Source organism: Sulfurimonas autotrophica DSM 16294, assembly GCF_000147355.1.
Taxonomy (GTDB): Bacteria; Campylobacterota; Campylobacteria; order Campylobacterales; family Sulfurimonadaceae; genus Sulfurimonas; species Sulfurimonas autotrophica.
On record NC_014506.1, the window covers coordinates 476,732 to 498,468 of the forward strand.

Consider the following 21,737-nt stretch of genomic DNA (forward strand, 5'->3'; position numbering starts at 1 on the left):
GTTATGAAAAATATTCTGCTTTTATTGAGTTTGGCCTCTTTTCTTTATGCTGATGGACTTTCTGTTGTAGGTTCTTTGAGAGAGCGTGTGGAGAGTTGGAGTGGTTTTAATAAAAAAGCGTATGGAGATTCTTCAATAGATGCTAATGGTAAAAAAGTAGGTGATAGTAATGACGCTATTTTACTCCAAAGAATTATGCTCGGAGGAGAATATAAAACTTCCAACATAGACTACTCACTCATTATGTATGATGCAAGAGAGTGGGGTAGTTCTTTAGCTGACTCTGACTTCATAAAAAATAAAAATACACCTTACTCCTATGCTATGAACCCTTACCATGAACATTTTGAACTCTATGATGCTTCTCTAACATTTAAATCTCTAGGCATACAGAATTTATCTTTTAAAGTAGGCCGTCAAGACATTGCTTATGGTGACAAACGTATTATAGGTCCAGGAAGCTGGGGCAATACAATCGGATGGCTTTGGGATGCGGGCAGATTCTCTTACAAGTTTGATGAAAATTTTATAGATGCCTGGTACGGACGCACTAGGACGAAAGATCCGAATAAATTTAGTATGATCGAGAAACATCTGTATGAAGGTGCCATTGTATATTCTCATTTTCAAACGATATTACAAGGCGTTGTTGAGCCTTTTTATGTTTATAAACATAGTTTAATTCCAAAGATTAGTTCAGAGCAGAAAAGTTATGAGTATCTTAACTATGCCGGAGCAAGATTATATGAAAACGATTACAAGAATTTTACTTATGATGTGACCTATGTGAATGAATCAGGCAAAGAAGGCAGCCAAAAAATCAATGATTTCGCTTACATTGTTAAAGGCGGTTATCAATTTAAAACAGCAGTATTAAAACCAAAAATCGTGCTTGGCAGAGTATACGCAGGTAAAGATTTTACAACGCCCTTCGGTTCAACAGACGGCAGTCATTACGGACGGATGGATTTAATAAACTGGGCAAATATGCAAGACAATCAAATAGCACTCTATTTATATCCAACAAGTAAAATAAATACAAAATTTACCTATCATGATTTTAGTCTTGCAGACGCAAGCGGAAAGTGGGCATATTACGGATATGTAAACAAATCAGGCTATCTTGATAAAAAATTAGGGGATGAAATAGACGCAGAATTTTTTTACAAGCCTGTAAAAAATATAAAAGTCTCTTTTATTTATGCCTATTTTAAAGCAGGAGCATTTGTAAAAAACAGTGTTGCCGACAACAATGCACAGCATCTGTTTTTGCAATTTGAATATAAATTATGATAAATGCACTAAAAAACGTCGATGAAAAAAAAAGCTGGCTTTTTGCCTCCACCTTACTAAACGCATCTTTAGCAGCTGCAAAATTAGGATGGGGCTGGTTTATGGGTTCTACGCTGGTTATGGCAGACGGAATCCATTCTATATCGGATGTTTTTGGTGCATTACTCATTTTTTTGGCACTCTTTTTTGCGGCGCATAAATCTGAACGTTTCCCCTACGGTCTGCATAAATTAGAAGATATGGCGGCATTTTTTGGCGGTTTTGGTATTTTATTTGCCGGCTATGAAATAGTTCATTCTGTTTTTTTTGAAAGTGGTATACAAACACCAACAAATATACTCAGTACGGTTCTCTTTATTTTAGTGCTTATTACTATTCAGTTTATATTTTATTTTTTTGAATTAAAAGCTGCAAAAAGGCTGAATTCTCCAGGTGTAAAAGCTGATGCAATTAACTGGCTTGGTGACATTGGTGCAGGGTTCATTGTTGTAGTAGGTTTAATCGCACATCAATACCATATTGCTTATGCGCAGGAAATTGCTGTAGTTATCATTGTGTTTATGATTTTTGAAGGTGCGTATGATGTTTTAAAAGAAGCGACACTTTCTCTTTTAGATGCAGCAGATATTGAACTTACTAAGAAAATAAAATCTATTATCCTCTCATACAGTGATATTACAGAAATTAAAAGAATTATGGTGAGAAAATCAGGTAGTGTTTATTTTGCAGATATTGAAGTGAACATCGATGAAACAATGATGAAAAAAGCACATACAACGATAGATAAGATCGTCAATCAATTACATAATGAGATAGAAGAACTTGAAGCCGTAACAATACATTATGAACCACAACATCTGCCTTATAAAACAATCATAGAACTTTTGGATGAAAATAAAAATATAAGTGAAGATTTCAAACATGCCGTATGGTTAAAAATCATTAAAAAAACAGATGAAGAAGTACTTAGTGAACAGATAATAAAAAGTCCTGTTGCAAGTGATGGCAAAGCCAAAGCCTTTAAACTCGTCGCATGGATGATAAGAAATAATGTAGATGAAGTTGTAGTAAACAAAAAAGATATAGATGAAAATATATTAGCATTGTTTGAGACGCTAGATATTACATTAAGTACAAATTAATATTTAAAGGAATATAATTAATTAAATAGTTAGTTAGTAATTTTTTAAAGGAGGTTAAATGAGTAATGAAAATACAACAGTTACCATTCATATAGAAGAAGCGCATAAGTCCCATCGTATAGGATGGCTACGAGCTGCAGTGCTTGGTGCCAATGATGGAATAGTTTCTACTGCGAGTCTTATTGTCGGTATTGCAGCGGGAGAATACATATCTGTCAGTTCTCAGGCTGACACCGAGAATGCAGATTTGGAATTGGAGAAAAAAGCACTTCAAGAGAATGAAGCCTATGAAAAAGAAGAGTTGGCACAGATTTATGAAGCAAGAGGGATTAAGCCGGAACTCGCAAAAGAGGTGGCATCTCAACTTATGGAACATGATGCACTTGATGCTCATGCCAGAGATGAATTGGGCATCACCGAAGGTGGCAAATCAAATCCTATAGAAGCAGCACTCTCATCAGCAGCTTCTTTTACGGTAGGTGCGGCAATGCCTCTGCTTACTGCTTGGTTAGTGCCTCAAGAGCAGCTGATAATAAGCGTATCCGTGGCATCACTCTTATTTCTGGCAGTATTGGGTGCAATCGCTGCAAAAGCAGGTGGTGCATCAATGACAAAAGGTGCCATCAGGGTAACTTTTTGGGGTGCCCTTGCTATGGGCTTAACAGCTGCAGTAGGTCAACTTTTTGGCGTTGTGGCATAAACAAAATTAAAATAAACAAAGGATATATCATGCAAAGACGTAATTTTTTAAAAACAGCAGCAGTAGCTGCAGGAACAATGGCAATGATGCCTGCAGTGGCATCTTCAAGTATGTTGAAACCGGCAAAAGGTGAAACAATTCCAAAGGGTGCAGTGACACTTTATATTGAATTTCGTATTATGCCTAACTTTAAAGATGATTTGTTAGACAAAGTTAATCAATACAATAAAGTTTTAGCTAAAACAAAAGGTTTTTTATCACTTAGTTTAAAAAACATGGTTGGTGATTCTACAATGGTACACAATTATGATACAAAATTAAAAGGAGTACTTAGTTCTGCTTATTTTGATGCAAGTAAAGAGGGAAGTATGCCTCTATTTTATTCTCTTTTTATCCGTTTTGAAAATTATCATGATTTAATGGCATCCAAAACAACTGAGTGGTTTAGTAAAGTGATTTCAAAATACGGTCCTTTAAGTAAAAACTACAGCGAAGGTGTTTATAAAACTGTTTCAGCAGGAGATCGAGAGCACATTTATACTTCGCAGTCAGATATAGAAAAATTCTTAAAAAATCAACAGGACAAACCGACGAACAGATATATTACGGTAAACAATCATGTTGGTATTTTTACAAAAGATGTCAATGCATTTAATAAAAAGAGTACATCACTTTTAAAAGTAGCACAAAATACTTTCCGTCCTGCAAAAGGTGATTATGACTATAATCCAAAGTTTCCTAAAGGAATTCCTGGTTCTTATCAAAATCTTCACTATAGAAGAGCGATCTCTACAGAGATTTTACAAAGTGCATTTTCTGATGGAGATAAAACACATTATCTTTTCCATGGTACTTGGGAGAGTGTATATGACCATGAAAATTCTCATACTGACCCTCGTTTTAGAGCTGACGTTATGAAAATTTTCCCATATATAGTTGAAGGTCCGGTTGAGCCGTTCTATGAAACAATTATACTCAATAACAAAGCGTAATTAAGAAGGATAATATAAAATGGGAAAAAATAGTAATAGCAGGAATCTTTAGTGCTCGAAGTTTTTTCTGCTATATTATTGATTATTTTAGTATCAAAATTTCTTGAAGATAAAACAAAAGTACCTTTTGTACTGATTGTTATTATCTTGGCATATATTGCAGATACATTTTTAGATTTGAGTACATTAGGAAATAATTTTGAAGAGATTATTTACCTGATGCTTCCTATCATCCTCATCCCTGATGTTTTGGGACTCTCACGCAGTGAATTAAAAGAGAATGCAGGTGATATCTTTTATCTGGCATTTGTAGCTGTTATTGTTTCTATCGCTCTAGCCGTTGGTGCGACATTTTATGTTGATACTAAATACCATTTTTCTCTCTTTGAGTTGCTGATTGTCTTTACCCCTTTAATGGCAACGGATGTTATCTCTGTGAGTGCAATCTTCGCAAAGTTCAAACTCCCTCAAAAATTAAAGTTATATGCTGAAGGTGAAAGTCTTTTTAACGATATTACGGCAATGCTTATTTTCTTTTTTATCGCATTACCGATCTTACACGGGGATAATTTAGATTTTGCTACGCTTACACAGACAACAATTTATACAGTTGTTATTTCTGCTGTTATCGGTGTCGTGATGGGACTGGTTGGATACTACAGTTTTAAAATATCACAAAACAGTTTTGAAGAGTTTTTATCTATCTATGTAATGGCATCTATGGCTTTTTTAGTAGCCGATAAAATGCAGCTCTCGGGAATTTTATCTGTTGTCATATCTGTACTGCTTTTTAAATTTTTGTTCGATAAAGAAGGGCATTACAAGAAACGAAACTACAATGCGATCATTAAACATCTCAATACTCCAAGCAGCTTGGAGAGCTCTTTTCGTGCCTATAAAAAAGAAGCTTATTATTTGGGCCAATTTGCCAATGCTGTCATCTTCATAGCTATTGCAAATGTTATAGATTTGGATCTGCTCTTAAAATATAAGGTCGAAATTTTATATGTCTTTACTTTAACAACAATTATACGTTATATCGTTATTGTTCCTCTAGTGAAATACCGAAAACTTTCATTACTCTGGAACAATATTTTGACACTCTCTGGTATGAAAGGCGGGCTCGCACTTATTATGATAGTCTCTTTGAGTGATAATTTCGTTTATAAAGAGATGTTCTTGGCGGTTGTTCTGGGCGTTGTTATCTTGTCAATTTTCTTTTATACTATAGTTTTGATGGCATATCTTTATACAAATAAAGACAAGCTTATTTCTGATACGGCAAAAGAACATCATCTTGAGATAAAAAATGTGCAGGATTTACTCCAAAAAGAACAACTCTCAAAAGCATATAATGAGATGGCTTTTGAAGATATTGTAGAAAAAGAGATTCAACGTGCACAACGTTATAAATATGATTTTTCGCTGATGGCGTTTCAAACAGATGCTTTAACTGCACATCAAATTTATAAAAAGCTTGTCAGAAAAAGTGACTATTTTGGAAAAATAAATGCGCAAACCTATGCTATCTTATTAACTCATAATGATGTTGATAACTCTTTGGAATTTGCAAATAAAATAAAAGAGCATTTTACATGTATAGAGCATATTGCTATTGCCCAGTATACAACTGGTGACAGTGTTGAGATGTTGTTTGACAAACTATATGCAGCATTATCGGATGATAAAGCGGTTGATGTAGAGATATAATTAAGTTATATTTTAGAGATAGAGGTATATAATTAACTAAATAGTTAGTTATGATATAAGAGGAAGAATTATGAAAAGTAAAGTAGAAGAGTTCGATAAATATCTTAGAAGTTTTGATTATCAAGAACGAAAAGATATGAAAATAAAGCGTGATGAGCTTTTTGAGAGATATGCAAAAGGCGAATTGCAAATAATAGATATTCGGTTCAATGAAGAGTATGAAGCATGGCATATAGGATTTGGCGATCATATACCACTCAATGAGCTGCCGGATAGACTCGATGAGATAGATAAAAGCAAAACCATAGTAACGATGTGTCCTCATTACGACCGTGCTGAAATAGCACGCCTTTATTTAAAACTGCAGGGCTTTGATGCAAAATATCTCACAGATGGAATGTTAGGGCTAGTTGAAGGTTTACGTGGTGATAAAGCACGCGATTATATGAAAAAATTAAAAGACTAAATTAAATCAAAGGAAAAAATATGAAAACAACATTAACAAAAGTAGTTCTAGGAACAATTTTAACAGGTACATTGGCATTTGGAGGAAATCCACTCTATGAAAAAGCAGGTACTATTAATATTGTTGACCATAAGGCAATGGTAGCAGGCTCAAAAGCACCGGGACATGATAACTTTAAGATATCTCTTGAAGATACAGGAATTATTACAGGACATATCTGTGGATGTACAACAGCTGCGTTTATTATCACTAAAAATGCACTTAAAAAACTCTACCCAAACACTACACCACTAAGACGCGGTGTTAATGTAGAGATGTCAACTTACAATATGGATATAGTTGATGCTATTACATATCTTACAGGAACAAGATTTAATCGTGCACAAACTAATTATGACTTTATTATAGATCCAAACCTACAAGGTAAAAAAGGAACTATCACTATTAAGTTTACAAGAAAAGATAATAAAAAAAGCGTGACTGCAGTTATAGACAGAATGAAAATATTATCTAAAGAAGAAGCAAAAGTAATCCAAACTATTAAACCAAAAGTAGGGCAACATAAAGCTACAAAACAAGAGATAATGAAACTTGCTAAAATACAGCAAGAGGTTGTGAAAAAAATAATTACAAATTTACCTCAAGGTTCTATATCATATAGCTCTAAGTAAATAGTGAAGGAGAAAAAAATGAATGAATTAGCAAGAAAAATAGTACCGAGTGAAATGAACAATATGCGTATAGAGATTGAAGATTTTGTCTCTTTATATAATGAAGGGAAATGTGAACTTGTTGATGTTCGTGTGCCTTTTGAAACAGCAGTATGGCAAGTGAATTTTGGATTAAAAATTCCGGCAAACGAATTACCTGAGAGATTAAATGAACTGCCAAAAGACAAGCTTATTGTCGTAGCTTGCCCAAAGACTGACCGCTCTAATATGGCACGAACTTATCTTGCAAGTGAAGGTTTTGAAGTGAAGTATCTTGTAGGCGGGCTGTTAGGCTTGATGGATGCACTCAAAGGCGGAAAAGCAAAAGGGATAAAACTCTAAGATGGAATATTATGTCATATACTTTTTCTTGACATTGGCACTCTCTACACTCTTTTCTATGGGTGGCGTAGGCTCAGCCATAGGGCTTGTTCCTATATTTTCAATGATGGGTATGCCCTTAAATCTGGCAAAAGCCATAGGATTGTTCATAAACTCCGCTTCAACGATCACTGCATCAATTATGAACTTTTTTCGCGGTGTTTTGGATGTTGGTTTTGCGATTCCCCTGATCGTTTCCATTATGATAGCAACGCCTGTAGGTGCATGGATGAGTCAGTATGTGCAAAAAGAGATTGTGGAGTGGGTACTTGTTGCATTTTTGGTTGTAAGTGCCTTATTGCTGATATTTTCAAACAGAGAACAAAAAGTGGTCTATGACAAGGCATGGATTCTTTATGTTATAGGTGGAACTGTTGGGCTTATTTCAGGAACTATTGGTGTCGGTGGCGGTTCACTCATTATGCCGCTTTTGATTCTTTTGGGTTTTGATGCGAAAAAAGCTGCCTATGCCATCAGTTTTGTGATTCCATTTTCAACTCTTGGTGCATTTGCGACATATCTTAGTTTTGTACACATGGACTGGATTCTTTTAGGTGTCGTGACAGTGGCGGCAATCATAGGCGGCTACCTGGGTGACAGAATTATGCACTACCGTTTAACACCTTCGCAGGTAAAAAAATTGATTGCAGTCGTATTGTTGCTGCTTGCAGCAAAAATGATCTATAAACTTATAGGAGTGTAAAAATGTTACATATAATGAAAAAAATAGCTATGAAAATGCTGGAAAATGAGAAAAAAGATGCTTTAGACTGTAGTGTTTCAGATGAAGTTGTTGATGAGTGGTTAGATACTATAGAAGAACGTAAAAAAAGAATGCAAGAGCATCATAAAACAGATACGGAACAGTATGATATGCTACTGGGTGTAGAAAAAGAGGTAAAGAAGATTAAAGAGATTCGTGCAAAAAAATGTACGAAACCTGATTAGAAAAGGACGTTTATAATGTTACATGTAATGGCGAGAATAGCTGATTGGCTCATTGAAAACGAAAAAAAATCCGCACTTGATTGTACTATACCTGATGAAGTTCTTGATGAATGGAGAGAGACTATAGAAGAAAGAGAGAAATCTATGAAAGAACATCATCTCAAGGGGAGTGAGCAGTATGATATGTTGCTTGAACTTGATAAAAAAGTTAAAAACTTAGAAGCGATACGTGCAAAAAAATGCGCGCAGAAAGAGAAGTAAAACTATGCTTAAAACACTCTGTTTCCAGAGTGTTTTGAAGATAGGATTTAGCCTGTCTCAATTTAATTTTACAAGGAGTTTGTCATGCAAATGCCAACACCAGAACAAGTTTTAGCACAAATGGAAGAAAAGTTTGGACACGAGGGTGTTCCTAATTCAATTCGTCTCGCGATGGATGTAGCACCGGAAATGCTTGTAGAACAAGCTATGAGCTCTAAAATGAGTATGCAGAGTGATACAAATGCACTTGATCCAAAAACATCTCTTTTGGTCTATTTTTCTGCCGCACTTGGCATGAAAGATCAGTCATGTATCGATACTTTAACATATGCTGCATTAAATGCCGGTGTTTCTAAAGAAGAACTGCTCTCAGTTGTTAAAATAGTGAGACACGCTGCGTTTAGCGGTATTGTCGGTGCTGCGGAAGATGTTCTTAAAATCATCAAGGAACATGAAGCTAAATAAAGGGATGTAAAATGGCAAAAGATTTCAGCAAAACGCAGTGGCACGGAATAGAGCGAGAAGAGATTCCATGGTTTCCAACGGTTGACAAGGTAAAGTGCATCGGTTGTGAGCTTTGTTTCGTGACTTGCGGAAGAGATGTTTACGATATGGTTTTGCCCGATGGTAAACATCGAAAGGCAGAAGTCTTGCACCCTTACAACTGCATGGTCGGATGCACAACATGTGCAAGTGTCTGCCCGACACATGCCATATCTTTTCCTTCACAAGAAATTGTCTGGCAGGCAGAAAAAGAACATAAAATCTTTTCAGTTGTCCACAAAGAGGCAAAAGAAAAAAGAGAAAAACTGCAGGCACTTCAAGAACGTAATCAACAACAGTCAAAACCTGAAAAAGTCACAAAACAAAGAGTAATGATAGCAGGAGAATTTGCAGAAGAGAACTTTCTGAAAAATCTTCAAGAGTTCATACAGGACAAAGCTGTTGATATAGTCAATTTAAAACTTGAAGTACCTACACTCAAAGGCTTGCTTGAAAATACTCCTGCTCATATGGAGTTTGAAGTCACATCGACAAAACAAGAGGATATAGCGGATTTTTTAAATGAATTAAGAGGTTTGGTTAATAAATCCGGTTTGGTTTGGGTAAAATAAAAAATTAAGGAGAGTGTCATGAAAAAAGTAGTTATTTTAGGTGCAGGGTTTGCAGGATTACATATCTTTTATAAAATCCGTCATCTTATCGGTAAAAAAATAGATGTAACAGTTATTGACTCACGTTCTCATTCACTTTTAAAGCCTTCTTTGCCTGAGGTTGCGTTTGAAGGTGCGCCGATTTCTCACTCTTTGGTAGAGTTGAAGCATACACTTGAGAGTCGCGGAGCTGAGTTCATTCAGGATGAAGTTGTCAGTATTGATGAAAAAAACAATTCTTTATCACTAAAAAGCGGAGAAAGTGTCGGGTATGATTATCTGATGGTAACACTCGGTGCACTTAAAGACTATGACGCCATCAAAGGTTTTAGAGAATATGGATATTCTGTTTGTGATGATGAACAGGCACAAAGACTTTGGGAAAGAGTAAAAACCTTTGAAGGCGGAAAAGTAGTTACCGGTGCTGCAAAAAGTACCTGGGGAACACGTGTCGATGCACCACCGCTTAGCGCACCTTGTGAAGGTCCTATTGGCGAGATTATGTTCATGCTTGATTACTATCTTGACAAAGATAAAGGCAAAAAAAGAGCCGAGGATTACAGTATAAATGTTTTTACTCCTGGAGAAGTGTTTTTTGAAGATGTAGGCGATACCCCGCGTGAAGCTATTGGCAAGTTTATGAAAGAGTATCAAATGAACTTGTCAAACAATAAAGAATTGACGGAAATAGGCAAGGATTTTGTAGCTTTTGAAGATGGTACGAAAATGGATTGTGATTTGGCAATTATTATTCCGCCGTATTCTGCGCCACAAGTTTTAAAAGATTCAAATATCGGCGATGAAAAAGGTTTTATCCCAACAGATAAAACAATGCGTCATTTAGACTTTGACAATATTTTTGCAGCAGGAGACATTACAGCGCTTGCTCAACCAAAACTTGGACATGTTGCCATTATACAAGGCGGTATAGCAGCTGCGAGCTTGATGAAAGAACTTGGCGAAGATGTAGAGATTCCTCCGCATGATTTATCTGTCTTTTGTATTATGAATATGGGCGGGCATAATACAACACTCATAGAATCGAATGTTTTATATGGCGGAAATGTCGATATTGGTTTTTACTCACCGATTGCAAAAATGATGAAATGGGGATTTGATAATTATCTCTATTATAATAAAGGGCATATGCCACCGGATCTTGCGCTTGAGGCAACAGATAAACTGATAAAATTACTTTAAAAAAAGAAAGAGATGAATGTAACTGATTTAAAGCCAAATCAAAAAGCAATTATTAAACATATAGGCGATTTGGGAGATTTAAGCCATAGACTAGTGGAGCTTGGCATTACGTGCGGAGAAATTATCAAACTTGTCAGAGTAGCACCTTTGGGTAATCCTTTGGAGGTGAAAGTTCACGATGAGAGAATAGTTATGCGAAAAGAGGATGCAAAAAAAATAGAGGTAGAAGAGCTGTGAACATTGCTTTCATTGGAAATCCAAATACAGGAAAAACTGCACTCATTAATGCCATTGCAAAAAGTGATCTTGAAGTTGGAAATTGGCCAGGTGTGACGGTTGAGAAAAAAGAAGCGCATTTCAAGTATGAAAATCAAGAAATAAATCTTATAGATTTACCGGGAATTTATACGCTGACACCCTATTCTCTTGAAGAAAAAGTTACAGTAGACTATTTGCTGGATAACAGTATTGATGGAATTATCAATGTTCTGGATGCAACGAATTTAAGAAGGAATCTTTACCTAACACTTTCTCTCATAGATATACAAAAACCAATGGTTTTAGCACTTAATATGTTTGATGATTTTAAAAAAAGAGGCTATGAAGTAGATACTAAAAAACTCTCAGATATTTTGGGTGTCAAAATTGTTCCGACTATTGCTTCAAAAAAGATTGGCTCACAAAAAGTGCTTGAGAGTACAGTTGAAACTATTACAGATAATAATTTACCAAAAATACAACCGCTGCAGCACCATATAGAAAAAGAAATAGTCTTTATGGAGCATAAACTCCAGATGATTGATAATTTTAATTACTCGCCCAGAGCTTTTGCTATAAAACTTCTTGAAGATGATAATTTTATAAAATCTTTGCAACTTAATGAATCATTTAAAAATGTAATTGAATTTACAAAAGAGGCAAGAAAACGGATAGAAGCACATACACAACTTCCAATAAAAACAATTATATCCAACTCAAGATACTCCTTGATAGATAAAATTTTGGATGAGGTCTTGAGTAAACCGTTAATGGATAAAGTGGTATTAAGCGAAAAGATTGATAGAATAATTTTAAATAAATATTTGGCATTTCCTATTTTTATACTTGTAATGTATATGATGTTTGATTTTACTTTCTCATTGAGTATGCCGCTTGTAGATTGGATGAATAATTTTTTTACAGATTTTATAGCAAAATATATAACGATAGTGCTTTATGATTCTCCTGAGTGGGTGAAAGGGCTGGTTGTTGACGGTGTGCTTAACGGTGTGGGATTACTGCTCTCCTTTTTACCTTTACTCTTCTTTTTATATCTTTTTATGGCAATACTTGAAGAGAGCGGGTATATGTCTCGAGTGAGTTTTTTGCTTGATGCTCTGGCAAAAAAACTGGGAGTCAAAGGAAATGCTTTTATCTCAATGATTATTGGTTTTGGGTGTAATGTCCCCGCAGTTTATGGTACACGGGTATTGACAACGAAAAGAGAAAGAGTTATCACAACACTTATGATACCCTTTATGAGTTGTAGTGGCCGTTTGCCTATTTATGCCCTTTTTGTTGCTATCTTTTTTAAGGAAAATCAGGCTCTAACAGTACTTTCTATTTATCTACTTGGTATTATTGCTGCATTTTTAGTTGGCTTTATTGCAAACAAACTACTGCCAAAGCAACAAGAAAAACCGTTTTTCTTGGAACTTGCAACATATCATATGCCAAATATTAACTCTATTTGGATTTTGATGAAACCAAAGCTTATAGATTTTATTTTTAAAGCCGGAAAGTTTATCATTTTGGCTTCTGTCATACTCTGGGTAGTCATAAGTCTGCCTCTTAATTCAACGCCACAAACATCATATCTTGCAAAAGGCGCAAAAACAATTACCCCAATTTTCAAACCTTTGGGCTTTGGTGAGCACTGGGAACTTGTAGCAGTTTTAATCCCGGGAACACTAGCAAAAGAGGTTGTGGTAGGTTCTTTGGGAACTATATATGGGATAGAATCGCAAAATAAAATGACAGAAGAAAAAGCAGATATTAAAAACGACATAAGAAGTCAAATGATACTTTTGAAAAATGCTTTGAGAGAATCTATATTTAATGTCGTAAAAATAAAACCAGCAATAACATCTGATGAACATGTGGCTTCAAAACTGCAAGAAGTGATAAAATCACAATTTTCTTCCAAGGCTGCAGCCTATAGTTATATGATATTTATACTGCTTTATATTCCATGTATATCCACCATGGCAGCAATACAACAAGAATTTGGAAATGCTTTTATGATATTTGAAATTATGTTCCTCCCTTTATTTGCATATACCGTGTCATTTGTATTTTATCAAGTTATGTTATTATTTGCTTAGGAGCTGAATTATGTGGGACTTTTTAACTTTTAACAGTTTTATTACGCAGGATGTATTGTTATTTTTTTATTATATCGGAGCACTTGTGATTCCGATTACTTTGTATTATTTTAGAGATTATCTTATGAAGAATTTTTCTCTTTTCAAAACTGTGAATGACAAAGTAAAAGATTTTTATATTTCACTGAGCGCTACAGAACAAAAAGTGTTTTGGATAACTTTTATAACGCTCTTTCTTTGTATGGAACTTTGTTGGCGCATGATTTTTGAAGCGATGATAGGTTATTTTGATATGCATGATTATTTATATGAAATTTCAAAGAAAATGTAAATTAGCAGGAACTTCTTATGTGCAAAGCACTGCTTTACCTATAGTTGTCTTTTTTTAAGGGGAGAAAAATGAACGCTGAAAAAGAATCAAAATTGCAAACAACACCCTCTTTGCTACAGTTAAGCTGGGCTTTTTTGATTATTGGTTTGACTGCGTACAGTGTTGCTATGCTGCAGCAGCTTAAAACGCTTGTTGTGGGTCGTAAATGGCTTTCGCAAAAAGAGATGGATGAAGGCTTGGCTATGGTACAACTTTATCCAGGACCAATTATGTTCAATCTTGCAACCTACTCTGCCTATCGTATCAAAGGGTTTTGGGGTGCATTGATCGCAACATTTTTGTTTGTACTTCCTTCATATTTGTTGATGCTGTTTCTTTCATGGCTCTATTTTAATTATGGTAATGTAGCGTGGGTACATCCACTTTTTATTGTGCTAGAAGCTATGGTCGTGGGTATCATTATTCATGTTTCTCTTGATTTTGCAACACGCTATATAGATGATGGAAAAACGGCATTTATAGCTGGTATTGCATTTGTGTTGATGCTTTATAAAATCAACGCATTTTGGGTTATTTTACTTGCTGTTGTCGTGGGAACTATGCTTTTTTGGCGAGATAAAATGAATATTGATAGTGAAAAAAATGAACAAATACAAAGTGTTCCCATACCTGGATTATGGCAGTGGCGTTTAGTATCTATTGTATTGAGCGGTTCTGTTTTTCTTGCTATGATTGTGCTTGGTTTATTGTGGAAAAATGAATTAAGTCTTTTGTTTTTGTCAATGTTTAAAGTGGGAGCTGTGGCTTTTGGAAATGGTATGACTATAATGCCGCTACTCCAGCAAGAAGCTGTTATATCACATCATTGGCTGAGTATGAAGCAGTTTGCCGACGGCATTGCCTTTGGACAGATTACACCGGGACCATTTTTGATTACTGCAACATTTATCGGTTACAAAGTAAGTGGATTAATAGGGAGTTTGCTCGCGACTGTTGGAATGTTTTATCCTTCATTTTTTTATACCATCGTGATGTCAGAACTTTATAGTAAAATCAAAAAATATTTGTTCATTCGTAAAGTAATTAAAGGTATTTTGGCTGCCTTTACCGGGATGCTTTTTTTCGTTGTTTTGAGTATGGGAACAGTCAGTCTTATCTCTCCGTCTGTATACATCTGGGCTATAGGCGCGTTAATTGCCGTTCGCTATTATGAAATGAATATTTTGTGGATATTTCTCACTGGAATTGCTGTAGAACTTGGATTGTTTCTAACGGGCATTTCGATTTTGTAAAAATGTATGCAAAACATAAATCTCTTTATATCAAAGATAGTGCTAAATGGATGAAAAAACCGAAGATGGTGATATAATGAAAAAATCATTTATTTTAATATTTATATGATAAGGAAAAATAATGAACTACTATTTTGCTCTTTTGCTGCTAATGATAAGTATCGGACTAACGCTGTTTGGTGCTTATTTTATTTATACATTTTACAAACAAAAAAAACTGCAAAATATTTTGGCACAGCCAATCAGGAAAGAGTATATAGATATACTTGACAACATTCCGCTGTATGGCAGACTCAACGAAAAAGAAAAACAACAAATATACAAATCTATTCTTATTTTTATAAATACAAAAGAGTTTGTGGGTATAAATATTGGGGTGACAGAGGAAATGAAAATAGTGATTGCTTTTCATGCCTGTTTACTGCTTTTACATGTAGAGCTGGTGAGTTGTTATGAAAATCTTGCGACAGTCCTGATATATCCGCATACTATGGTTGCCAAACAAGTGAGTGCAAATGGCGGTATATACACCAAAGGTGAGTTCTTTCTTGAAGGCCAATCTGCGAGCGATACTGTTATTGTAGCCTGGCATGATGCCAAAAAAGATGCTTACCATCTGCATGAAAATAATGTTATGCTGCATGAATTTGCGCATGAAATAGACTTTCTTGACGGCAGTGCAGATGGGACACCGCCCTTGCCCTATTCAAAATATCATGAATGGGCAAAGGTGCTTTCACAGGAATTTAACAAGCTCTCAAAAGTAGCACTGAGAAATCGTGACTGGGGAAAATACAAGCTTATTGGCTCATATGCCGCAACAAATGAAGCAGAATTTTTTGCTGTTGTCACGGAACGTTATTTTGAAAAGTCTGAAGCCTTGAAAAAACATTTTCCAGAGCTGTTTAAAGAACTTAACAGTTTTTATAAAGTATACATTTAAAAAAAAGGAAAAGAATGTCAGAACATCACCATCATCATGATGTAAGCGGAAAAAATCTCTTCATTACAATAGTATTAAATATTATCATAACACTCTCACAAATCGTGGGAGGAATTTTCTCGGGCTCACTTGCTCTTTTGAGTGATGCTATGCATAATTTCAGTGATGTTTTAGCACTACTTATAGCGTATGTTGCAAACAGGCTTGCAGCAAAAGAAAATACAAAAGCCAAAACATTCGGCTATAAAAGAGCCGAAATTATTGCTGCCTTATTTAATGCATCGGTATTAATAGGAATAGCAATATTTTTAATTATAGAGGCCTTTCATAAGTTTTATCATCCTGAAGTGATAAATTCTATTTGGGTTATTGGCCTTGGTCTGCTCAGTATTGTGCTTAATGCTGCAAGTGTATTGCTTATAAAAGATGACGCTCATAGCAATATGAATATAAAAGCAGCTTATCTACATCTTTTAACTGATGTTATGACAAGTGTTGCAGTTGTACTTGGCGGTGTGTTGATGTATTTTTATCAAATATTTTGGATTGATCCGCTCATTTCATTTTTAATTGCTTTATATCTTATTTGGGCATCGTTTGATTTGGTAAAAGAATCAAGCGCAATTTTGATGCAGTTCACACCTAAAGGCATTGATATTGATGAAATTGTAAAGTTTATAATGCAAGAAAAAGAGATTGCGAATGTGCATCACTTACATATATGGAAACTTGATGATCACCGTATACATTTAGAAGCACACTTGGATTTTAACGAAGATGTGACATTGTCTGAATCAAATAAGGTAATTGACACGTTGGAAAAAATACTTCATGATACTTTTGGTATAGAACATACAACTTTTCAGTGTGAATACAATAGAGAAGATGATAAAAGTCTAATAGTGTGATATAATTCGCTCGATTTACGGAGCGAGACTCTGTACTTCAATAAGGAAAATCGATGACGAAAGAGTATATATTTACTTCAGAGTCTGTAACAGAAGGGCACCCTGATAAGATGGCAGATCAAATCAGTGATGCAATTTTGGATTATATTATTGAGCATGATGCCAATGCACGCGTTGCGTGTGAAACAATGGTATCAAATGGTTTTTGTGTAATTGCAGGCGAACTGAAAACGACGGCTTATGCCCCAATGCAAGAGATTGCAAGACAAGTAATTCGAGATATCGGATATACAGATGCAACATATGGCTTTGATTATAGATCAGCCGCAGTTTTAAACGGAATAGGTGAACAGTCACCGGATATCAACCAGGGTGTTGATCAGGCAGGGGGTGAAATAGGCGCAGGTGATCAAGGTTTAATGTTCGGTTACGCTTGTCGTGAGACAGATGTTCTTATGCCTTTACCGATTCACTTATCACATCGTTTAACAGAGCGATTGGCCGCAGTCAGAAAAGAAGGTATAGTTCCTTACCTACGTCCTGATGGAAAAGCACAAATCAGTGTAAAATATGTAGGAGATAAACCTGTATCAGTTGAAACTGTCGTTATTTCTACACAGCATGCTCCTGAAGTTTCTCAAGAGCAGATTCACAAAGATGTAATCGAAGAGGTAATACGAAAAGTAATTCCTGTCCAAATGATGGATGAAAATACAGTTTTTCATATTAATCCAACAGGAAAGTTTGTAATTGGTGGCCCTCAGGGAGATGCCGGTCTTACAGGTCGTAAAATAATAGTAGATACATACGGAGGAAGCTGCCCGCATGGTGGTGGTGCATTTTCCGGAAAAGATCCAACCAAGGTTGATAGAAGCGCTGCATATGCTGCTCGCTGGGTTGCAAAAAACCTTGTAGCTGCAGGTGCATGTGATAAAGTTACAATTCAAGTTGCCTATGCAATCGGCGTTGTCCAGCCCGTTTCTATTATGGTTGATACACACAATACGGGCAAAGTTGCTGAAGAGAAAATTGAAGCTTGTGTAAAAGATATTTTTGATCTTTCACCGGCAGGTATTATTAAATCATTGGATTTATTAAAACCGATTTATCGAAAAACGGCAGCTTATGGACATTTTGGTCGTGAAGAAGCCGGCTTTAACTGGGAAAGAACAGATAAAGTTGATGAAATAAAAGAGTATTTAAGCATCTAAGATATTTCAAATAAATGTAACTATAAGCTATAATTTTTAGATTAGCTGAGCACTTTTAGCTGTATTTAAAAGTCTAAAGTGTATAGTTACTTTTAATAAAAATTAGGAGAAGAAAATATGGCAGTATTAATAACAGATACATGTATTAATTGTGGTGCTTGTATAGATGAGTGTCCGGTAGAAGCAATCGTAGATGAAGATGATAATCCAACAGGTGAAGAAATTTACTATGTGTATGGTGATAAATGTGTAGAATGTGTTGGTCACCATGATGAACCTGCATGTGCTACAGCATGTCCTACTGAAGGATGTATCACATGGGATGCTGTTGGTGAGAGTCCAGAACATCGTGAAGATGTTAGTGCTGAACAACGTTCAAACCACGAACCAGTAGTAGAATAGTTTATTAGAGCATTCTATGCTCTAATAAACCCCCTTATAATCTATATAAATCAAAAAATTTACTTTTTAAACTAAAAACAATCTTTTTTAGGTATAATTCCATTCTAATTTTATATTTTCAGAGGAGATTTGATGGAACGTACACTATCAATAATCAAGCCAGATGCAGTTGCAAAAGGTGTTATAGGCAAAATTTTAGATCGTTTTGAAAGCAATGGTCTTAAAATTGCAGCAACAAAAAAACTACAACTTTCTCGTGGTGATGCGGAAGCATTTTATGCTATTCACGCTGAGAGACCTTTTTTCAACGACTTAGTTGATTTCATGATCAGTGGGCCAGTTGTTGTTTCAGTTTTAGAAGGTGAAAATGCTATGCAGAAAAACCGTGATTTAATGGGTGCAACAAACCCTAAAGAGGCTGAAGCAGGTACTATCCGTGCAGATTTTGCTGAAAATATCGATGCTAATGCAGTTCACGGCAGTGACTCAGTTGAAAATGCAGCTAATGAAATTGCATTCTTTTTTGCTGAGAGAGAAATTTCGTAAGTAAATCCAATGAGGATTGTGCTAAGAAAAGTAACAAAAACTCCTTTAGATTTTGAAGTTGTTTCTAATGAAATAGCTTTTAAAGGTTATTTGGAGTATCATAGTGCAAAATTGATTTTACTTAAAGCAAAAATCAGTGGAACACTAGAAAAATCTTGTGACATATGTGCAGAAGATTTTGATCTTATGGTTAATGAAGATATTGAATTTTTCATTAACGACGGGATATTTGAAGATGACGACAGCACTCTTTTAGATGTTGTGGAATCTTTAGATGGTAATGTAGACATCGAAGAGCTTTTACGCTCCGAGATTGAACTTATCAAAAGCGATTATCACTCTTGTAATAATTGCAGAGCTTTAGTCGCCTCAGCGGCGCAAGCGAAGTAAAAGGGACTTTGTTTCTTTTACGGACTAATAAGATGAGGGGTCTCCTTCATTTTATTTTTGAAAAAAATTAAATTAAGGAAGTATTACTATGGCAGTACCTAAGAGAAGAGTCTCTCATTCACGTTCAGCGAAGAGAAGAACTCATTATAAAATTTCTTTAGCTCGTCCGGTTAAAGATAAAGACGGAACTTACAGATTACCACACCACATTAATCCAACTACTGGTGAGTACAAGTAGTCAATGGTAAAAATTGCTATTGACGCAATGGGCGGGGACTTTGGTCCTGAGCCGATTGTAAACGGATGCATCAAAGCACTCAAAAAGAAAAAATTTACACCTATACTCGTAGGAAACAAATCAGAAATTTTACCTCTGTTACCAAAACGTTATAGAGATAAGATTTTAATCATCGACTGTGATGATGTTATTGCAATGAGTGATGCTGCAACAGATGCTGTTAAACGCAAAGAAAGTAGTATTTATAAAGCTGTAGATTTAGTAAGGGATGGTGTAGCTGATGGTATAGTATCGGCTGGACACAGTGGTGCAACTATGACCCTGGCTACTCTAAGACTGGGGCGCTTAAAAGGTGTTTCCCGTCCTGCATTAGTAACACTTATGCCTACAAAAACAAGTCGCCGTTCTGTACTTTTGGATGTTGGCGCCAATGTTGATTCAAAACCTGAACATTTAGCCGAATTTGCTGTAATGGGTGGCTGTTATGCTGAAGATGTTTTAGGCATCAAAGAACCGAGTATCGGTCTTTTAGCAAATGGTGAAGAAGCATCTAAGGGAAATGAAGTTACAAAAGCAGCTTTTAAACTTTTAGAAGGTTATAAAGGTTTTAAGGGAAACGTAGAAGGTGGCGATATTTTCAACGGCAGTTGCGATGTAATCACTTGTGATGGTTTCGTAGGAAACTTAGTGCTTAAAACGGGGGAGGGTGTCGCTTCAACAATTTCACAACTTATAAAAGACTACATTAAAAAATCTCCTATTCGTATCACTGGTGCACTTTTAATGAGAAAAGTTTTTAAACTGCTGAAAAAAGAGATAGATTACGCTGAAATCGGTGGAGCTCCGCTTATCGGTATAAAAGGTTGTGCTATAGTCAGTCATGGTAAAAGTAATGCAAGAGCGATTGAAAATGCAATTTATCAGGCAATAAGTTATGTAGATACAGGTGTAAATGAACACATTATTACACGACTTCAAGAGTTAAAACAAAAGGAAATCTAAGATGGCTTATGCTGCATTTCGTTCTATAGGTGCTTATGTACCTCAAAAAATACTTACTAATGAAGAACTTTCTCATATGGTTGACACTTCAGATGAATGGATTACAAAAAGAACAGGAATAAAAGAGCGTCATATTGCTTCTAAAGATGAGTTTACAAGTGACTTAGGTGCAAAAGCTGCTCAAAAAGCATTAGATAGAAGTGGCATAGATAAATCTGAGATTGATATGGTTATAACGGCTACTATTTCACCGGATTATTTTTGTATGCCCTCAACGGCAACGGTTATTTCTACAAAACTAGGTATTAAAAATGCGACTGCTTTTGATATTTCTGCTGCATGTACAGGTTTTATTTATATTTTGGCAATTGCAAAATCATTTATAGAATCAGGAATGAAAAAAAATATTTTAATTATTGGTGCTGAAAAACTCTCTGCCATTACAGATTATAGTGACCGTGGAACTTGTATACTCTTTGGTGACGGGGCAGGGGCTGCAGTGATAAGTGCTACTGATAATAAAAGTGAAGCTATTATAGATGTACATACCGGTGCTGATGGTGAATATGCAGACTTGCTTATGACACCAAACGGTGGAAGCGGTTCTGCTCATGATGCCCTTGATGCAGAAGCAGGAACATGCTTTATGCAGATGAAAGGAAATGAAACTTTTAAAGTTGCCGTACGTACATTGACAAAAGATGTCAAAGAAATACTCGAAGATAATAACATTAAAAGTGAAGATATTAAACACTTTATTCCGCATCAGGCAAACTTGAGAATCATTAAAGCTGTCGGTGATGCCTTGAAAATGAGAGATGATCAGGTTGTTATTACTGTAGAAAAATATGGAAATACTTCCGGTGCCTCAATCCCGATGGCTATCAATGATTTATATGAAGCGGGTGAACTTGAAAAAGGTGAGTTGATGTTGCTTGACGCGTTTGGCGGAGGATTAACCTGGGGAAGCGCCCTAGTCCCATTTAGCCCGTTAAAATAACACTTTTGTCCAACTTCTGCGTTGGACTTTAATTTTTCTTCGTCACATACTAAAGTATGCTCCTCTTAAAAATAAAAATCCGCCTTGAATTTAAACAAAATTGTGAATTTTAACAAGCTAAATTAAAAGAGTGTACTTATTCTATTTATTTTAT

General features: G+C 35.5%; 27 protein-coding genes. All 27 read left to right on the top strand.

From position 1 onward, the window contains the following. The first annotated feature begins 3 nt into the window (after positions 1-3). Positions 4-1,293 (top strand): alginate export family protein, encoded by a 1,290-nt coding sequence (locus SAUT_RS02455; protein ID WP_013326295.1) that lies wholly within the window; start codon positions 4-6, stop codon positions 1,291-1,293. Then, entirely contained in the window at positions 1,290-2,435 is a 1,146-nt protein-coding gene (locus SAUT_RS02460; protein ID WP_013326296.1) for a cation diffusion facilitator family transporter, read from the top strand. The genes SAUT_RS02455 and SAUT_RS02460 overlap by 4 nt, the downstream gene beginning before the upstream one ends. A 58-nt stretch (positions 2,436-2,493) precedes the next feature. Beyond that, entirely contained in the window at positions 2,494-3,135 is a 642-nt protein-coding gene (locus tag SAUT_RS02465) for a VIT1/CCC1 transporter family protein (protein ID WP_013326297.1), read from the top strand. A 29-nt stretch (positions 3,136-3,164) separates the two neighbouring features. Further along, positions 3,165-4,127: a twin-arginine translocation signal domain-containing protein gene (locus SAUT_RS02470; RefSeq protein ID WP_013326298.1), complete on the top strand. Its 963-nt coding sequence runs from the start codon at positions 3,165-3,167 to the stop codon at positions 4,125-4,127. A 51-nt stretch (positions 4,128-4,178) separates the two neighbouring features. Further along, on the top strand, positions 4,179-5,837 hold the full coding sequence (locus SAUT_RS02475) for a cation:proton antiporter (protein WP_013326299.1): 1,659 nt from the start codon (positions 4,179-4,181) through the stop codon (positions 5,835-5,837). Positions 5,838-5,907: 70 nt separating this feature from the next. After that, a complete protein-coding gene (locus SAUT_RS02480) occupies positions 5,908-6,303 on the top strand; it encodes a rhodanese-like domain-containing protein (protein ID WP_013326300.1) in 396 nt (131 codons plus the stop codon). Positions 6,304-6,323: 20 nt separating this feature from the next. Then, the gene (locus SAUT_RS02485) at positions 6,324-6,974 is read left to right on the top strand and encodes an FmdE family protein (RefSeq protein ID WP_013326301.1); all 651 of its coding nucleotides are present in this window, start codon (positions 6,324-6,326) and stop codon (positions 6,972-6,974) included. A gap of 18 nt (positions 6,975-6,992) precedes the next feature. Beyond that, the gene (locus tag SAUT_RS02490; RefSeq protein WP_013326302.1) at positions 6,993-7,355 is read left to right on the top strand and encodes a rhodanese-like domain-containing protein; all 363 of its coding nucleotides are present in this window, start codon (positions 6,993-6,995) and stop codon (positions 7,353-7,355) included. A gap of 1 nt (position 7,356) precedes the next feature. Further along, positions 7,357-8,097, top strand: coding sequence for a sulfite exporter TauE/SafE family protein (locus SAUT_RS02495; RefSeq protein ID WP_013326303.1), 741 nt, complete (start codon positions 7,357-7,359; stop codon positions 8,095-8,097). 2 nt (positions 8,098-8,099) lie between these two features. Next, positions 8,100-8,342, top strand: coding sequence for a hypothetical protein (locus SAUT_RS02500; RefSeq protein ID WP_013326304.1), 243 nt, complete (start codon positions 8,100-8,102; stop codon positions 8,340-8,342). Between the two features lie 15 nt (positions 8,343-8,357). Continuing rightward, positions 8,358-8,603, top strand: a complete 246-nt coding sequence (locus SAUT_RS02505) for a hypothetical protein (RefSeq protein WP_013326305.1) — start codon at positions 8,358-8,360, stop codon at positions 8,601-8,603. Between the two features lie 84 nt (positions 8,604-8,687). Beyond that, entirely contained in the window at positions 8,688-9,068 is a 381-nt protein-coding gene (locus SAUT_RS02510; RefSeq protein ID WP_013326306.1) for a carboxymuconolactone decarboxylase family protein, read from the top strand. Positions 9,069-9,079: 11 nt separating this feature from the next. After that, complete coding sequence (locus tag SAUT_RS02515) at positions 9,080-9,718, top strand: 4Fe-4S dicluster domain-containing protein (protein ID WP_013326307.1); 639 nt, start codon at positions 9,080-9,082, stop codon at positions 9,716-9,718. An 18-nt stretch (positions 9,719-9,736) separates the two neighbouring features. Further along, positions 9,737-10,957: an NAD(P)/FAD-dependent oxidoreductase gene (locus SAUT_RS02520; RefSeq protein ID WP_013326308.1), complete on the top strand. Its 1,221-nt coding sequence runs from the start codon at positions 9,737-9,739 to the stop codon at positions 10,955-10,957. Positions 10,958-10,969: 12 nt separating this feature from the next. After that, positions 10,970-11,194, top strand: coding sequence for a FeoA family protein (locus tag SAUT_RS02525; RefSeq protein ID WP_013326309.1), 225 nt, complete (start codon positions 10,970-10,972; stop codon positions 11,192-11,194). Next, entirely contained in the window at positions 11,191-13,320 is a 2,130-nt protein-coding gene (feoB, locus tag SAUT_RS02530) for a ferrous iron transport protein B (protein WP_013326310.1), read from the top strand. Before SAUT_RS02525 ends, feoB begins: the two co-directional genes overlap by 4 nt. Positions 13,321-13,330: 10 nt before the next feature. After that, on the top strand, positions 13,331-13,651 hold the full coding sequence (locus SAUT_RS02535; RefSeq protein ID WP_013326311.1) for a DUF4282 domain-containing protein: 321 nt from the start codon (positions 13,331-13,333) through the stop codon (positions 13,649-13,651). 68 nt (positions 13,652-13,719) lie between these two features. After that, positions 13,720-14,943 carry a chromate efflux transporter gene (chrA, locus tag SAUT_RS02540; RefSeq protein ID WP_013326312.1) on the top strand — a complete coding sequence of 408 codons (1,224 nt, stop codon included), beginning with the start codon at positions 13,720-13,722 and terminating at the stop codon, positions 14,941-14,943. Between the two features lie 121 nt (positions 14,944-15,064). Continuing rightward, positions 15,065-15,886, top strand: coding sequence for a M90 family metallopeptidase (locus tag SAUT_RS02545; RefSeq protein ID WP_013326313.1), 822 nt, complete (start codon positions 15,065-15,067; stop codon positions 15,884-15,886). A 14-nt stretch (positions 15,887-15,900) separates the two neighbouring features. Next, complete coding sequence (locus SAUT_RS02550) at positions 15,901-16,794, top strand: cation diffusion facilitator family transporter (protein WP_013326314.1); 894 nt, start codon at positions 15,901-15,903, stop codon at positions 16,792-16,794. Positions 16,795-16,847: 53 nt separating this feature from the next. After that, positions 16,848-18,005, top strand: a complete 1,158-nt coding sequence (metK, locus tag SAUT_RS02555; RefSeq protein ID WP_013326315.1) for a methionine adenosyltransferase — start codon at positions 16,848-16,850, stop codon at positions 18,003-18,005. A gap of 117 nt (positions 18,006-18,122) precedes the next feature. After that, positions 18,123-18,407: a 4Fe-4S dicluster domain-containing protein gene (locus SAUT_RS02560; RefSeq protein WP_013326316.1), complete on the top strand. Its 285-nt coding sequence runs from the start codon at positions 18,123-18,125 to the stop codon at positions 18,405-18,407. Between the two features lie 132 nt (positions 18,408-18,539). Further along, on the top strand, positions 18,540-18,953 hold the full coding sequence (gene ndk / locus SAUT_RS02565) for a nucleoside-diphosphate kinase (protein WP_013326317.1): 414 nt from the start codon (positions 18,540-18,542) through the stop codon (positions 18,951-18,953). A gap of 9 nt (positions 18,954-18,962) precedes the next feature. Beyond that, positions 18,963-19,343: a DUF177 domain-containing protein gene (locus SAUT_RS02570; RefSeq protein ID WP_013326318.1), complete on the top strand. Its 381-nt coding sequence runs from the start codon at positions 18,963-18,965 to the stop codon at positions 19,341-19,343. A gap of 88 nt (positions 19,344-19,431) precedes the next feature. Continuing rightward, positions 19,432-19,581 (top strand): 50S ribosomal protein L32, encoded by a 150-nt coding sequence (gene rpmF, locus SAUT_RS02575; protein WP_013326319.1) that lies wholly within the window; start codon positions 19,432-19,434, stop codon positions 19,579-19,581. A gap of 3 nt (positions 19,582-19,584) precedes the next feature. Then, positions 19,585-20,583 carry a phosphate acyltransferase PlsX gene (gene plsX, locus SAUT_RS02580; protein ID WP_013326320.1) on the top strand — a complete coding sequence of 333 codons (999 nt, stop codon included), beginning with the start codon at positions 19,585-19,587 and terminating at the stop codon, positions 20,581-20,583. Between the two features lies 1 nt (position 20,584). Next, entirely contained in the window at positions 20,585-21,583 is a 999-nt protein-coding gene (locus SAUT_RS02585; RefSeq protein WP_013326321.1) for a beta-ketoacyl-ACP synthase III, read from the top strand. The last annotated feature ends 154 nt before the right edge of the window (positions 21,584-21,737 follow it).

Excerpts from the sequence above, each read along its gene's own strand:
- SAUT_RS02570 (WP_013326318.1), top strand. The coding sequence starts at position 18,963 with ATGAGGATTGTGCTAAGAAAAGTAACAAAAACTCCTTTAGATTTTGAA.
- SAUT_RS02480 (WP_013326300.1), top strand. The coding sequence starts at position 5,908 with ATGAAAAGTAAAGTAGAAGAGTTCGATAAATATCTTAGAAGTTTTGAT.
- rpmF (WP_013326319.1), top strand. The coding sequence starts at position 19,432 with ATGGCAGTACCTAAGAGAAGAGTCTCTCATTCACGTTCAGCGAAGAGA.
- SAUT_RS02485 (WP_013326301.1), top strand. The coding sequence starts at position 6,324 with ATGAAAACAACATTAACAAAAGTAGTTCTAGGAACAATTTTAACAGGT.
- chrA (WP_013326312.1), top strand. The coding sequence starts at position 13,720 with ATGAACGCTGAAAAAGAATCAAAATTGCAAACAACACCCTCTTTGCTA.
- SAUT_RS02525 (WP_013326309.1), top strand. The coding sequence starts at position 10,970 with ATGAATGTAACTGATTTAAAGCCAAATCAAAAAGCAATTATTAAACAT.
- SAUT_RS02585 (WP_013326321.1), top strand. The coding sequence starts at position 20,585 with ATGGCTTATGCTGCATTTCGTTCTATAGGTGCTTATGTACCTCAAAAA.
- SAUT_RS02465 (WP_013326297.1), top strand. The coding sequence starts at position 2,494 with ATGAGTAATGAAAATACAACAGTTACCATTCATATAGAAGAAGCGCAT.
- metK (WP_013326315.1), top strand. The coding sequence starts at position 16,848 with ATGACGAAAGAGTATATATTTACTTCAGAGTCTGTAACAGAAGGGCAC.
- plsX (WP_013326320.1), top strand. The coding sequence starts at position 19,585 with ATGGTAAAAATTGCTATTGACGCAATGGGCGGGGACTTTGGTCCTGAG.
- SAUT_RS02515 (WP_013326307.1), top strand. The coding sequence starts at position 9,080 with ATGGCAAAAGATTTCAGCAAAACGCAGTGGCACGGAATAGAGCGAGAA.
- SAUT_RS02535 (WP_013326311.1), top strand. The coding sequence starts at position 13,331 with ATGTGGGACTTTTTAACTTTTAACAGTTTTATTACGCAGGATGTATTG.
- SAUT_RS02545 (WP_013326313.1), top strand. The coding sequence starts at position 15,065 with ATGAACTACTATTTTGCTCTTTTGCTGCTAATGATAAGTATCGGACTA.
- SAUT_RS02470 (WP_013326298.1), top strand. The coding sequence starts at position 3,165 with ATGCAAAGACGTAATTTTTTAAAAACAGCAGCAGTAGCTGCAGGAACA.
- ndk (WP_013326317.1), top strand. The coding sequence starts at position 18,540 with ATGGAACGTACACTATCAATAATCAAGCCAGATGCAGTTGCAAAAGGT.
- SAUT_RS02560 (WP_013326316.1), top strand. The coding sequence starts at position 18,123 with ATGGCAGTATTAATAACAGATACATGTATTAATTGTGGTGCTTGTATA.
- SAUT_RS02550 (WP_013326314.1), top strand. The coding sequence starts at position 15,901 with ATGTCAGAACATCACCATCATCATGATGTAAGCGGAAAAAATCTCTTC.
- SAUT_RS02455 (WP_013326295.1), top strand. The coding sequence starts at position 4 with ATGAAAAATATTCTGCTTTTATTGAGTTTGGCCTCTTTTCTTTATGCT.
- SAUT_RS02520 (WP_013326308.1), top strand. The coding sequence starts at position 9,737 with ATGAAAAAAGTAGTTATTTTAGGTGCAGGGTTTGCAGGATTACATATC.
- SAUT_RS02490 (WP_013326302.1), top strand. The coding sequence starts at position 6,993 with ATGAATGAATTAGCAAGAAAAATAGTACCGAGTGAAATGAACAATATG.
- SAUT_RS02505 (WP_013326305.1), top strand. The coding sequence starts at position 8,358 with ATGTTACATGTAATGGCGAGAATAGCTGATTGGCTCATTGAAAACGAA.
- SAUT_RS02460 (WP_013326296.1), top strand. The coding sequence starts at position 1,290 with ATGATAAATGCACTAAAAAACGTCGATGAAAAAAAAAGCTGGCTTTTT.
- SAUT_RS02510 (WP_013326306.1), top strand. The coding sequence starts at position 8,688 with ATGCAAATGCCAACACCAGAACAAGTTTTAGCACAAATGGAAGAAAAG.
- SAUT_RS02495 (WP_013326303.1), top strand. The coding sequence starts at position 7,357 with ATGGAATATTATGTCATATACTTTTTCTTGACATTGGCACTCTCTACA.
- SAUT_RS02500 (WP_013326304.1), top strand. The coding sequence starts at position 8,100 with ATGTTACATATAATGAAAAAAATAGCTATGAAAATGCTGGAAAATGAG.